The organism is Arthrobacter sp. TMT4-20, from assembly GCF_054510775.1.
On the sequence record NZ_JBTNDW010000006.1, the window covers coordinates 125185 to 138682 of the forward strand.

Below are 13498 nucleotides of genomic sequence, written 5' to 3' on the forward strand. Positions count from 1 at the left end.
ACGGTCTAGGATTCTATCCTGTGGCTGGGGTGGACAGAGAATCCGTAGCGTGTCAACGCCCGGGCCAGTTCCACCCGGTCGTCGAGCGGCAGGTTGACTCCCTTGACTTCCTGCCAGACCTCGTGGCCCCGCCCAGCAATCAGGACCGTATCAGCAGCGGTGGCCATTGCCACTGCGCGGTCGATCGCCTCGGCACGGGGATAAATTTCGAGTACCTCGCACGGGCGTTCGGCAGCGTCACGGGCCCTCAGCGCCCCCTCCAGGACACCCTGCCTGATCACGGCCTCGTCTTCATCGTGGGGGTCGTCGTCGGTGACAATCACCACGTCGGCCAGCTGCGCGGCGGTGGCCCCCATGAGTGGACGTTTGGTCTGGTCCCGCTGTCCGGTGGCGCCGAACACCACAATCAGCTTCGCCTCCGGGGCGGGAGGCCTGACCGATTCCAGGGTGCGGGCCAGAGCATCAGGGTTGTGGGCGAAATCGACTATTGCTGCCGGGTGGTCGCCGATGAGCTGCATGCGTCCTGGTACTGCTGCCGAGAACGGATCGGCGCTGTCCGCGGCGCGCTGCACGTCGTCTGCGGCCACCCCTGAGGCGAGCACCATTACCGTCGCCAGTGCGGCGTTCGAGATATTGAAGGTACCCGGCAGGCCCGAGTGCAGCGTGAGTTCTTCCCCCGCTGGTCCGTGCAGCGAGAATCGGTGGCCGAGCCCGTGTTTGACCACATTACGAACCTGCCAGTCGGCGGTGCCGGGTGGTGTCCCGCCGCCGTTCGTGTTGCCGTCGTTCGTGTGGCCGTCGTTCGTGTGGCCGCCGTTCGTGTGGCCGTCGTTCGTCTGGGCGTCGTCGTCCTGGGTGACGCTCGTGCTGAGGGTGACGACGTCGGCCCCGGCCACCTCGGCCATTTTCAGGCCCCACGGGTCGTCGATAATGATGACCGCGCGGCTCGTCCGTTCCCGCCCGAAGAGCTCAGCCTTGACCGCAAAGTACTCCTCCATGGTGCCGTGCAGGTCGAGGTGGTCCTGGGTCAGGTTGGTGAACCCGGCCACGTCGAAGTGGACGCTGTCCACCCGACGGTACTCAATCGCGTGGGAAGACACCTCCATGGCGGCGGTTTCGATCCCCCGTTCACGCATCAACCCGAGGATGCCATGTACCTGCGGCGATTCGGGGGTGGTGAGAGCGCTGGCGATTGGTTGGCCGCCGGCATGGATCTCAATGGTTCCCATCAACCCGGTGGTCCGACCCAGCCCCGCCAGCAACGCATTGATGAAGTAGGTGGTGGTGGTTTTGCCGTTGGTGCCGGTGACGCCGAACAGGGCGGGCCGGCTCGTTTCGGCCGGCTGACTGTTGAAGATGGTCGCCGACAGTGGACCAACGAGTTCCCTGAGGCGGGCAGCTCTGAACAGGGGAACGGTGCCGACCAGTTCGGCTGCGGCTGCGGCGGCTTCCACCCCTGCCTCGTCGGTCAGGACGGCGACGGCGCCAGAGCGCAGAGCGGCGGCGGCGAACGATGCACCGTGTCTGCCTGAACCGGGTAGGGCTATGTACAGATCCCCGGCCCTGATCATTCTGGAATCAATCGCCACCCCGGTCACACGGACGTGGGCGGCGGCGTCGTCGTACCCGGGAACCGGTTCGACAGTCGGCAACCCGGCTGGAAGGTCGCTGAATGCCTGTGCCAGCGGGACCGGAGCCACTACTGCTGGACGCATCCCGGCATCGGGTTGCGCGGCGGAATCTTCAATTGTTGGCACGTGTGTTGCTCCGGGTCAGTACTCGATGGGGTAGGTCTCGGGCTTGCCGGTGGATGGTGCGACGTTCCTGGCGTTGAGCACCTGTTCCATTACCTTTTGGAATGACTCCCCCGGTATCAGATAATACAGATCGCCCTGCGGCCGCTGCAGCGTCACCACCACGACGTACTCCGGGTCATCCATTGGCGCCATGCCAGCGTAGGTGAGGGTGTACCCGTCGTAGCCGCCGGTAGCGCTTGGCGCTTCGGCCGTGCCCGTCTTGGATCCCACGCGGTATTCGTCCAGCGCACCCGAAGCACCTGAGCCATCAACGGTCACGGTTTCGAGCATCTTCTGTAGCTGGCCTGAGGTTTCAGTGGAGACCACTTCGACGCCCTCGTCCTGGGGCACCTTGTGCTCGGTTCCGTCGGGGTCAATGTAGGCATCGATCAACCGTGGTTTCAGCCGGACGCCGTCGTTGGCGATTGTCTGGTAGACCATCGCGGTGTGCAGCGCAGTCTGCGCGAGGCCCTGCCCGAACAGCACCGTGTACTGCTGGCGGTCGTCCCACTCTTCCGGCTGGGCGAGGATACCGCTGGTCTCACCGTTCAAACCGACATCGAGGGGCTGCCCGATCCCAAACTTGGTGAGCCAGTCGTAGCGCTGTTGCTTGCTGAGCTGCTCACCAATCATCACCGTTCCGGTGTTCATGGACTTGGCGAAGATTCCGGCGGCGGTGCGCTGCTCCTCGCCATGCTCGAAAGCATCCTTGAACGTCTGGTTGTCCACGGTGTAGGTGTTTGGCAACAGGAATTCGCTGGTCGGTTCAATGATTCCCTCCTCCAGCCCTGCTGCCATGGTGATCAGCTTGGTGGTGGAGCCGGGCTCGAAGGATGAGGTGACCGAGAGGGGTTTACGAAATTCGGGTTCAGTGGCTCCCGGGTTATTCGGGTCCATGGTGGTGGACTCGGCCATCGCGACAATGCCGCCGGTATCCGCTTCGACGACCACGATGTTGCCCCACTGGGCGTCGTACTCCTCCACCTGGGAGGCGATGGTCTGCTGGGCAAACCACTGGAGATCCTGGTCGATGGTCAGCTTGACTGACTGTCCGTCCTTGGCCGGCACATCCTCGTTGGTGGCGTAGGGAATCCGGATGCCGTCACCGCCGATCTCAAAGGTGCGGCTACCTGCTTCGCCAGTGAGCCGGTCGTCCTGGGTGAGCTCGAGGCCCTCATTCTGCTCGCCAACGAACCCGACGATTGATCCGGCGACCGGCCCGGAGGGGTAGGTGCGAAGGCTGACCGGGTCGGCGTAGACACCAGGCATCCGCACGGCCAATGCGGCGTTCTTGACCTCAGGGGTGACTTCCTGGGCGACATACCCGAACTTTTTGTCCCCGATGATTGCCGCCTCGAGGGTGTCCGCATCCTGGCCGAGGATCGTCGAGAGCTCGGCAAAACCCTCATCCATGGTGAGCTCCTCGCGGTCCCCCTCATCGTTGATCCGGGCGAAGGTGTCGCCTTCGGCGAGGGTCTGATCCACCACGATGTCGAAGCGCTCCACGCTGCGGGCCAGGTAATTTCCCTTGCTGTCGAGAATATCGCCGCGCATTGGCTGCACCGGGAACGATTCGAGCCGCTTATTGAGTCCGGCCTGCGCCATGCCGCCGAGGTCGAGCGCCTGCACCTGAAATAACCGGACCCCCAGCACCAGCAGGAGGATCAGGACGAAGGCCAGACCTACGCGTAGCCTTTTCGCGCCGAGAGCCACCCGGAATTTGTCGTGCTCAGTTGCTGTAGCCACTTCAATATCCTTCGGTGTCTTTCGGGTGATCGTCGATCGTGTGCGTTACCCGCCGGTGCCTTGCTGTGGTGCTGGAATTGATCCGCCGTTAAGCTCGATTGCCTGCGGCTGCTCGGCGGGGGGTGCGGGCTCTGCCTCGGCCGCCGGTGTTGCAGCGGCTGGTGCGTCGGCTGCAGACGCTGCAGCTTCCTCCCTTGGAGGGGCCTCGACAGCAACCGCGACGCCAGCCGTGGACACCTCGGGGGCGGCGATGAGCGCCAATGGCTCGCCGCCCTCCTTCGCAGCCTCGGGACTACCTGCAATTTTCATCGAATCTACATCAATGGAGCCGAATCCAGGGGAGGCGACCATGCCGAGTTCCCGGGCTTCCGCAGCGAGGTTCTGTGGCGCATTGAGGTCTTCCATTTGCTGGGTGAGCGCCTGGTTCTCCTGATTCAGGGCGATCTGCTGGTTACGCAGTTCCACAAGTTCATACTGGCTACTGGAGACCGAGATATTGAGCATCAGAACCGTCACCAGAGCGCCGACCAGGGCGATCATGCTGAACACCGCGAAGGGGATCCGACGCCGGGCCGGTCCGGCTGGCACCAGCGAGAGCGGCGTCCGGACCTGCTGGGAGGATCCGCTTCCCGTTTCGGGGGTAGCCAGCGGCGCGTAGGATTCAGCGAGTTGCTGGCTCATGATGCATTCCTGTCTTTGGTGCTTCGAGTGTTCTTGATTCGTTCTACTGCGCGCAGCTTTGCCGATGCCGCCCGCGGGTTTTCTTCAATTTCCTGCTCGGTCGGGGCTTCGGTGCCCTTGGTCAGCGACTTGAGGTAGGGCTTGTGCTCCTCGAGTTCCACCGGAAATCCGACTGGGGCTGAGGAGCGGGTACCGGCGGTGAAGGCAGCCTTGACGATCTTGTCCTCGAGCGAGTGGTAGGACATGGCCACCGCCCGCCCGCCGAGAATCAGTGAGTCGACGGCGGCGGGAATTGCCCGTTCGAGCACGGTCAGCTCCTCGTTGACTTCGATCCGGAGCGCCTGGAAGGTCCGTTTGGCCGGGTGTCCCCCGGTCCGTGCCGCCCCTGCGGGGACCACGGCGCGGATGACGTCGACCAGTTGGCCTGTCGAGGTGAAGGGGGTGTCACGGCGGGCGGCGACAATGGCCGATGAGATCCGGCCAGCGAACTTCTCCTCACCCCAGGCACGAATAATGCGGAGCAGGTCCGTCTCGGAGTACCCGTTGACGACGTCTGCTGCGGTCTGCCCAACGCTGGTATCCATCCGCATGTCCAGTGGCGCGTCATAGGAGTAGGCGAATCCCCGGTCACGTTCGTCCAGTTGGAGGGAGGACACTCCCAGGTCGAAGAGCACTCCGTCAACAGCGTCGATGCCCAGATCCTCAAGGACCTCGGGAAGCTCGTCATACACCGCGTGGACCAGATCGGTTCGCCCCGAGAAGGCTGCGAGCCGTTCACCGGCCAGGGCAAGTGCCTGCAGATCGCGGTCAATCCCGACCAGGTGTACCTGCGGAAACCGTGCCAGCAGGGATTCGGAGTGCCCGCCCATGCCCAGCGTGGCATCGACGACCACCGGCGTACGGCCGGCAGCTACCGCGGCGAGGAGGGCTGGTTCGAGGAGCGAGATGCAGCGTTCACGCAGTACCGGTACGTGCCGTTCACCGGTAGGGCGATCGTCGCTCATCCATTCGCTCCTTCCTCAGTGTTGCCTGCTTGGTTGTCTGTACAACACGTTTCTTGAGCCAGATCCCCATCCGACCAGGCGCGGTGCCCGCCTGGCTCCGGGGAAGGTGAGCCAGGTGGAACGTACGCCGGGCGGCTGGAGATCTCGTCCAAGAAGCCGTCCTGCATTTCGTGCGGTACTGCGTGGTGATGTGCGGTACTAGAAGAGACCCGGGAGAGCGTCCTCGTCGGTTTCGGAGAACGTGTTCTCCTGCTCCGCCAGATAGTTGTTCCAGGCCGTGGCGTCCCAGATCTCAGCACGGCTGCCCGCGCCAATCACTGCAAGTTCCCGGTCCAGTCCCGCATAGGTCCGAAGCGCCTGAGGAATGGTGATTCGTCCCTGTTTGTCGGGGACCTCATCTGAGGCCCCTGACAAAAACACCCTGCTGTAATCACGGGATTGCCGTGACGACAGCGGTGCTGTCCGCATCTGTTCGTGAAGCTGTTCAAACTCGCGCTGACTAAAAACGTAGATGCACCGTTCTTGCCCCCGGGTCAGCACCAATCCGTTGGATAGTTCCTCCCGGAACTTCGCTGGAAGGATCAACCTGCCCTTTTCATCGAGACGTGGCAGATGGGTTCCGAGGAACATCTGCCACCGCCCATCCAATCCGGAAAGCACCTCGCGGCACCACTACGCTCTTATAACCACCACTTTACTCCACATCCCTCCCCCGTCAATCCATTTAGGGGTTCCGACGCGATGAATTTCCTGGCAGTTCCCTGTATCGGCGGGACTGGAGCGCGGTGGTGGGAAGTGGAGGGATTTGAGCCGCCACAGCACACCCGGTCCTGACGATCCGGCCTCAGGGCGAGAAAAACGCCCGTTAAACGCCGATAGACCCGACTATGCGGGTCTATCGGCCAAGCAAATGATTGGGATTTACGCCAAGTGGATGAAAGTGGAGGGCGCTGGCGGCCGACCGATTGGCAACGTTAGGGCTGTTCGCGCTTGCGCTCGTCCCACTTCTCTTCGAGGGTGCTCAGAAAGCCTCCACTACGATTGACGGGCGCCGTTTTAATTCCCTGGGGCATTGGCGCTGATTCGGAGCCCTTGCCCCGGCTGGTGGCGTAATACACTCCAGCTCCCATGACCAGGAATCCTGCGACGCCCACCAGAATAATCTGGTTCGCTACGCCCAGCAGCAGAATCAAAATGCCTGCGACCGTCATCAACGCGCCGATGACGATCCTGCGCGTTGAAATCGTCCGCTGGGGGCTCGACGCCATCGAGCTGGCAAACTTTGGGTCGTCGGCGTGAAGCTGCTGCTCCAGCTGATCAAGCAGCCTCTGTTCGTGTTCCGAGAGTGCCATCACTGCCTCCATACTGATAATTAATCCTGGTCCCTCACCTCAACTAACGAGTACCTGATCAATCCGGTTCCCTACGACGGCATCGTCGCTGAGAGTGTTCCAAATTGACCGGCGTAGCTTGTTGATGTTGGCCTGTGCTCTAAGGATAGAGCGCAATGCCCACAAGGGAAAGTCGCAGCCCTGTCGGGTGAAAATCGGGGCTGCCAGCGTCCTTCAGGGAGGCGTTCAGGGAGCCGTATCGGTCGGTTTTCGAAACAGCTGGGCTGGCTGAATAGCCGACTTACCGAACTTCCGATTGACCTCATCGAGAGCCGACTCGGCGAGCCGCCAGTTCTCGTCCCGTCGGTCGATGGTGAGCTGATGCCCCAGTCCCGACGATGGCTCCAGCTGGTCCGCCCGCACTCCCACCAGCCGGACGCTCATGGGACGCTCCCCCAGAGCTGCCAGCAGCGATATCGCTGCCGCATAGATGGCATTCGCGCTGTCAGTAGGTTCGCTTAGCCTTTTGGTCCGCGTCAGCGTCGAGAAATCCGCGTAGCGCAGTTTGATTGCGACTCCGCCGCACTGAAGATGGGCTGATCGAAGCCTCGCCGCCGTCCGATGAGACAACCGAAGCATTTCGGTATGCAAGGTGGGATCGTCGCTGACGTCGGCAGCAAATGTCTCTTCGGCACCGATGGTCTTCTCCTGGCGGGTCACCGTCACGGTGCGCGGATCCCGACCCCAGGCGAGATCATGGACGTGCTGCCCGGAAACACCTAACAGCTTGCGCAGGGAAGATAGTGGGGTGTGCGCGAGGTCCTCCACGGAGCGGATCCCCAGCCGCGCCAGTACTTCCTGCGTTTTGGCGCCAACACCCCAGAGCGCTGACACGGGAAGGGTGTGCAGGTACGCCACAGTCTCCTCCCCCGGGATGACCAGCAGACCGTTGGGCTTCGAACGGGTCGAAGCAATCTTGGCAACAAATTTGGTGGTCGCAGCCCCCACACTCGCCGTAATTCCAAGCTCCCGGCGAATCGTTGTTCGAATCAGCTCACCAATTTCGCGCGGCCCACCGAGCCGACGCATCGACCCCGCAATGTCCAGGAAGGCTTCGTCGACGCTGAGCTGTTCCACCAAGGGAGTGATGGTTCCAAAGATCGACATCACACCATGTGAGACTGCCGAATACTTCTCATGATGGGGTTCAAGCACCACCCCCTGCGGACATAACCGCATGGCGGCCGACATCGGCATAGCCGAGCGGACTCCGAACCGCCGCGCCTCATAAGATGCTGACAGGACCACCGACCGGCCGCTGGGCGAACCGACAATCACCGGTGTGCCCACGAGGTCCGGACGGTCCAGTAATTCGACAGCCACATAGAAGGCGTCCATGTCCACATGAAGGATGGTGCACTCTGCATCTGGGAGGTTAGTCCTGGGCCCGGCTGTCACAGTCCAATCGTAGCCAGTCAGTAGGATGGAATAACCCACAGACTAACCGGCCGGCGGAATGCCCGGCGCACCCCCACGCGGAAACCTATCCGCACACTGAGGAGAGCCAATGACCGACCGGACCCCCTTCGTCGAGGACGCCTCAGTCGCTCAGCTAATCGCTGATGAGCAGTCCACGTACCGCGCCGAGGTGACTAGAGGCCTTGGCCTCTTCCTCACGCGCCAACAGGCAATCCTCGGGGATATTGCCGATGATGCGCTGGAGCTGACTGCTGCTATTGGCCGACTGACTTCGGGTGGCAAGAGGCTACGCGCTTCACTCTGCTATTGGGGATTTCGAGGGGCCGGAGGATCCTCGGATGCACGCGAACCGGTTTTGGCCGGCGTCGCGCTTGAACTCTTCCAGGCGGCCGCGCTGATTCACGACGATGTGATTGACCGCTCCGATACCCGACGCGGCTCCCCCAGCGTGCACCGGCAGTTCGGAACGCTCCACGAGCGAAACCGCTGGCATTTAAGTTCGGACCGGTTTGGAGTATCTGCAGCTGTGCTGACCGGCGATATGTGCCTCTCCTTCAGCGAGGAACAGTTCTCGGATATCGGCCCTGGTGCGGCGTCGGGCACTGCGGCCCGGTCAATCTTCAACCGGATGCGCACCGAGGTGATGGCTGGCCAGTACCTGGACCTACTGGAAGAAGCGGTGGGGCCGGACCGGACGCCGGACGATGCCGCCGCGCGGGCACTGCGGATTGTCAGGTATAAATCTGCCAAGTATTCGATCGAGCACCCGCTTGGCCTTGGCGGCGCCCTGGGTGGTGCCGGCGCAGCACAGTTGGCTGGCTACTCGGCCTTCTCACTTCCGCTGGGTGAAGCCTTCCAGCTTCGGGACGACGTCCTTGGAGTGTTCGGCGACCCAGCTGTCACGGGGAAACCCGCTGGGGACGATCTGAGGGAGGGGAAACGGACCCTACTCATCGCCAAGGCGCTTCAGAACGGGAGTCCGCGGGACCAGGAACTGATCAACAGCACCCTGGGCCAGGCGGATCTCGACGACGATGGGGTGTCACGACTGCGCGACGTCATTGCCTCTTCGGGAGCGCTGGTCGCGGTCGAGTCGCTGATTGCCGAACATTCAGAATCGGCAGCCCAGGCGCTAGAACGCCTGGAACTGGATGCGGTGTGCCGGTCGGCCCTTGCCGGGTTGGCAACCGCTGCGGTGAGCCGGTCAGCTTAGGCGGTAAACCCGGGCGATGACGCGTCCTGGCTTACCAAGCGGCGGCCTGGGCCCGTCGGCGAATTTCGGTTTTGCGGCCTTCGCGCAGCGCGTCGATAGGTCGTCCGGGCAGTGACTCGTCGGGGGTGAACAACCACCTGACAATATCCTCGTCGCTGAACCCGGAATCAGCGAGGACGATGATCGTCCCCTTGAGACTGTCAACTACTGCACCCTCGAAGATGAACTCCGCGGGGACGCTCCTGACGTTTCGTTCGGTGCTGCGGAGCGCGATTAGCGATTTCTCATCGAGCAGGCCGTGGACCTTGGTGATGGGCACATCCAACTCAAGTGCCACCTCCGGAAGGTTCAGCCAGGCGGGCACGAGTTCTTCGAGTTCATTCACCCCCTAAGGGTGCCAGATGTGAGGGCATCCCTCCACTTCTTGATCCGACACGCCGATGATCAAGTAACGGGTTTGAACGGAACTATTGTGCTAGGTGACATTTAGTGTAGATTCTCATGAGTCACACCAGTAACACTAACAACATCAGACTCTCGCGCACCATCAGATGTTTTTGAAAGAGGTCCCCGACGGGCATGCCCGTCGGGTCTCCATTCGGCCATCGGCGCGGCCCGTACCGTTGACCATAGATGAGGATTTTGACCATGACTGCCCAGCGCTCATCATCGCCGCTGTTTAAAACCCGGGCCCAGGCCCCAGGTACCCGCATTCCCAACCGTTTCAATGTGGCGGTATCCACTGCCGCCATCCCCGCTGTACTGCTCTCCGCCGTCGCACTCGCGCAGCCAGCCGCTGCCGCACCCGTGACTGTGAGCTCACAGCAGGTTCCCCGCCTCGCCCCTGCCGTGACCGCTCCTGCGGGCCTCACCATCCCGGCGAGCACTATTGCGACCCGCATCCCGACCTTCCTGGCTCCGGCCCAGAGCGCCCCGAAGACCTACACCGTGCAGGCCGGCGATACCATCAGCGGGATCGCACTGAAGCTCGGCCTGGAAACCGGTGCCGTCCTCAAAGCCAATGGTCTGGGTGCAAGCTCGATCATCTACCCGGGTCAGAAGATCAAGCTCACTGGCGCATCCTCCAGCACGCCCGCTGCCAAGCCGGCAAACGACACGAAGCCGTCCTCCGGCTCTTCCTACACAGTGAAGGCCGGTGACACGCTGAGTGCCATCGCTGCCAACCACGGTGTCAGCCTGGGCACCGTGCTGGAAGCCAATTCCCTGTCGATGTCATCAATCATTCACCCGGGCCAGAAGATCAAGCTGGGCGGTTCCGCTGAGGTTTCGGTTGCATCAACCGAAATCGCGCCAGCAGCGCCGCAGCCCGCCAAGCCTGCCGCCAACGGCGGCAAGTACACGATCAAGGGTGGTGACACCCTGGGCGCCATCGCTGCCAAGCACAACGTCAGTCTTCGCGATCTGCTCTCAGCCAATGCCCTCAGCGCCACCACCATAATCCACCCCGGCGCCAAGCTGACCATCCCAGGCAAATCGGCGCCGACGGCGGAAGCAGCACCGGCTGCCGAGACCGATACGCCAGCAGATCTGGTCCCGTCCACCTTCCTGCACTACACCTACCCGCAGCACGTGGTATCCGAAGCAAACCGCAACAAGCACCTGCTCAACTCCCTGCCGGTCCCCGGCAACGAAGCCATGAAGACCATCGTTGCTGACACTGCACGTTCCATGGGCGTCGACCCGAGCCTCGCCCTGGCCGTGTCCTTCCAGGAGTCGGGCTTCAACCAGCGTGCGGTTTCGCCTGCCAACGCCATTGGTGCCATGCAGGTCATCCCGATGTCCGGTGAATGGGCCTCCGACCTTGTGGGACGCAAACTGAACCTGCTGGACCCCTACGACAACGCGACCGCCGGCGTAGCGATCCTGAAGTCGCTGATTCGCACCAGCGCCAGCCTTGAGGAAGCCATCGCTTCCTACTACCAGGGCCAGTACTCGGTGACTACCCACGGGATGTTCAGCGACACGAAGAACTATGTTGCCGCCATCAATGCCCACCAGGCGAACTTCCGGTAGCAACGCCATCGGACGGCCGTGAATCGGGGTGGAATCGGGTGTCGGTTCCACCCCGTTCCATGTGTGCACTTAGGATCGAAGGGTGCAGGGACGGCAGAATGACCCACTGGTTGGCTCAGTAGTAGACGGGCGATATCTCGTTTTGTCGCGCCTTGCCAGAGGCGGCATGTCGACCGTCTACCGGGCCACCGACCAGCGGCTCGATCGCGATGTGGCCCTCAAAATCCTCTATCCCCATCTCGCTGAAGACTCGAGCTTCCTCGATCGCTTTGAACGCGAGGCAAAGTCCGCCGCACGCCTGTCCCACCCGCACGTGGTCGGTGTCCTGGACCAGGGCGTCGAAGACTCCCCTGACCGCTCGCTGGCCTACCTGGTGATGGAATATGTGCCGGGGAAAACCCTCAGGGACCTGCTACGGGAAAAAGGCAGGCTCACCCCACGGCTGGCTCTGGCCATGATGGACCCTGTGGTGGAAGGGCTTGGCGCCGCACACGACGTCGGGTTGGTCCACCGGGACGTCAAACCGGAAAACGTTCTTCTCGCGAGCAACGGCCGGATCAAAATCGCTGACTTTGGCCTGGCGCGGGCCGTTTCCACCACCACCAACACCGGCACCCTGATCGGGACGGTGGCCTATCTGTCCCCTGAATTGGTCACCGGCGGGGGCGCCGACGCCCGGAGCGACATTTATTCTGCGGGTATTGTCCTCTTTGAGCTGCTGACGGGGAAGCAACCATATACCGGGGATGTCCCGATCCGGGTAGCGCTCCAACATGCCAACTCGACCGTCCCGGCGCCGTCGAGCTTAGTCCCGGGTCTCGCGTCGGACATTGACGAGCTGGTGCAGTGGTGCACGGCTGTGGACCCTGAGGACCGACCGATCGACGGGAACGCCCTGCTGGGTGAACTACGACATATCCGGACCACCCTCACTGACGAGGAACTGGATTTCGAATTGCCGGTGGGCTCTGATCACGCCGCAGCAGCAGACCAGACCGGTGCCACCCCGCCGGTGCCGGGTGGCACTGAAGTCATCGGGACAGTGGCGGGCGCTTCGGCCACGGAAATCATTCACTCTCCCCGCGGACCCCGCGCCACCGAGGTGATCCGCGCCGACCAGTCCCTGACCTCGGTCATCCCCCACGACGTTCAGCACACCAGAGCCATCCGGATCCCGGAGACCCAAGCTGAATCACTTCCCGAGTCGGATCAGAGAACCGACAAACAGGCCCGACGGGAGTTCAAGGTCTACCAAAAGCAGCAGGCCAAGGCCGCCCTGCGGCCCGAGAAAGCGCTGCGCCCCGGCAACCGTGGACGCCGCAACGCTATCTGGGTGGTACTGCTTCTGCTCCTCGCTGGGCTCGCCGCGGGCCTGGGCTGGTTTTTCGGGGTGGGGCCCGGTGCACTGGCAACAGTGCCCGATGTCGTCAACCGTTCGGTGGACCAGGCCGAGTTGTTGCTGGCACAAAACGGCTTCGACGCCCCACGTTCGGAAGAAGAGTTTCACGACGAAGTGGCATCGGGGTTGGTGATCCGCAGCGAACCGGCGGCGCAAACCGAGATCCGCCGTTACCAGTCAGTCGAGCTGTTCGTGTCGAAAGGCCCCGAACTGTTCGAGGTGCCGAATGTTGTTGACCGGGGTGAGGCTGCCGCCGCAGAACAACTGGCCGGCAGCGAGCTGGCAGTCGGTGAGATTACCCGGGAGTTCAACGCCGACGTCGAGGACGGACTGGTCATTAGCCAGGAGCCCGCCGCCGGTGATCAGACTCCGCGTGGCACCGCCGTGAACCTTGTCGTGTCCCAGGGCCCTGAACCTATTGAGGTTCCGGTGGTGACCGGGCAGCCGCGCGCCGACGCCGTTGCCGCCATCGAGGCCGCCGGCCTGGTGGCAGCGGTGGCCCCCGACGGCGAGAACAATCGAGACATACCCGAGGGCGCCGTCGTCGGGCAGAGCCCTTCCGGGGGGCAGCTGACCCGTGGGGAGACGGTGACCCTGACCCTGTCCCTGGGGCCCCGCCTGGTTGAGGTGCCCAACGTGTTCTCCCAGCGGGAAGAGGCAGCCGTGGCCGAACTTGAAGCGGCCGGATTCGTTGTTGTAGTGGACTATACGTTCGGCGGTTCGGTTCTCGGTCTGGTCGCAGGGCAGGATCTGACCGGCGAGCAGCCGGAAGGCTCCACCGTCACGATCACCGTCACGTAGCAAGGATCCACCAG

The 13498-nt window shown here is 62.8% G+C and carries 11 protein-coding genes; 3 read left to right on the top strand and 8 right to left on the bottom strand.

The window, feature by feature from the left end; all coding sequences use genetic code 11:
- Nucleotides 1–5 precede the first annotated feature (5 nt).
- The 7 genes from ACX80Z_RS07825 to dinB form a co-directional block, all read right to left on the bottom strand.
- Entirely contained in the window at nucleotides 6–1715 is a 1710-nt protein-coding gene (locus ACX80Z_RS07825) for a Mur ligase family protein (RefSeq protein ID WP_459315516.1), read from the bottom strand.
- Between the two features lie 57 nt (nucleotides 1716–1772).
- The gene (locus tag ACX80Z_RS07830) at nucleotides 1773–3542 is read right to left on the bottom strand and encodes a peptidoglycan D,D-transpeptidase FtsI family protein (protein WP_459315481.1); all 1770 of its coding nucleotides are present in this window, start codon (nucleotides 3540–3542) and stop codon (nucleotides 1773–1775) included.
- Nucleotides 3543–3587: 45 nt separating this feature from the next.
- The gene (locus ACX80Z_RS07835) at nucleotides 3588–4223 is read right to left on the bottom strand and encodes a hypothetical protein (protein WP_459304604.1); all 636 of its coding nucleotides are present in this window, start codon (nucleotides 4221–4223) and stop codon (nucleotides 3588–3590) included.
- Entirely contained in the window at nucleotides 4220–5227 is a 1008-nt protein-coding gene (rsmH, locus tag ACX80Z_RS07840; protein ID WP_459315482.1) for a 16S rRNA (cytosine(1402)-N(4))-methyltransferase RsmH, read from the bottom strand. Before rsmH ends, ACX80Z_RS07835 begins: the two co-directional genes overlap by 4 nt.
- Before the next feature lie 198 nt (nucleotides 5228–5425).
- Nucleotides 5426–5857, bottom strand: coding sequence for a division/cell wall cluster transcriptional repressor MraZ (gene mraZ, locus ACX80Z_RS07845; protein WP_019481346.1), 432 nt, complete (start codon nucleotides 5855–5857; stop codon nucleotides 5426–5428).
- Between the two features lie 344 nt (nucleotides 5858–6201).
- On the bottom strand, nucleotides 6202–6579 hold the full coding sequence (locus tag ACX80Z_RS07850) for a DUF3040 domain-containing protein (protein WP_024476054.1): 378 nt from the start codon (nucleotides 6577–6579) through the stop codon (nucleotides 6202–6204).
- A 225-nt stretch (nucleotides 6580–6804) separates the two neighbouring features.
- Complete coding sequence (gene dinB, locus ACX80Z_RS07855; protein ID WP_279325264.1) at nucleotides 6805–8016, bottom strand: DNA polymerase IV; 1212 nt, start codon at nucleotides 8014–8016, stop codon at nucleotides 6805–6807.
- A gap of 109 nt (nucleotides 8017–8125) precedes the next feature.
- Between dinB and ACX80Z_RS07860 the strand changes: the two genes are divergently transcribed.
- The gene (locus ACX80Z_RS07860) at nucleotides 8126–9250 is read left to right on the top strand and encodes a polyprenyl synthetase family protein (protein ID WP_459315483.1); all 1125 of its coding nucleotides are present in this window, start codon (nucleotides 8126–8128) and stop codon (nucleotides 9248–9250) included.
- A gap of 31 nt (nucleotides 9251–9281) precedes the next feature.
- On the opposite strand, the gene ACX80Z_RS07865 is transcribed toward ACX80Z_RS07860, so the two are convergent.
- Complete coding sequence (locus tag ACX80Z_RS07865; RefSeq protein WP_019481350.1) at nucleotides 9282–9635, bottom strand: Rv2175c family DNA-binding protein; 354 nt, start codon at nucleotides 9633–9635, stop codon at nucleotides 9282–9284.
- Nucleotides 9636–9898: 263 nt separating this feature from the next.
- Between ACX80Z_RS07865 and ACX80Z_RS07870 the strand changes: the two genes are divergently transcribed.
- Nucleotides 9899–11284, top strand: coding sequence for a LysM peptidoglycan-binding domain-containing protein (locus ACX80Z_RS07870; protein ID WP_459315484.1), 1386 nt, complete (start codon nucleotides 9899–9901; stop codon nucleotides 11282–11284).
- Between the two features lie 82 nt (nucleotides 11285–11366).
- On the top strand, nucleotides 11367–13484 hold the full coding sequence (locus ACX80Z_RS07875) for a protein kinase domain-containing protein (protein ID WP_459315485.1): 2118 nt from the start codon (nucleotides 11367–11369) through the stop codon (nucleotides 13482–13484).
- Nucleotides 13485–13498: the final 14 nt, after the last annotated feature.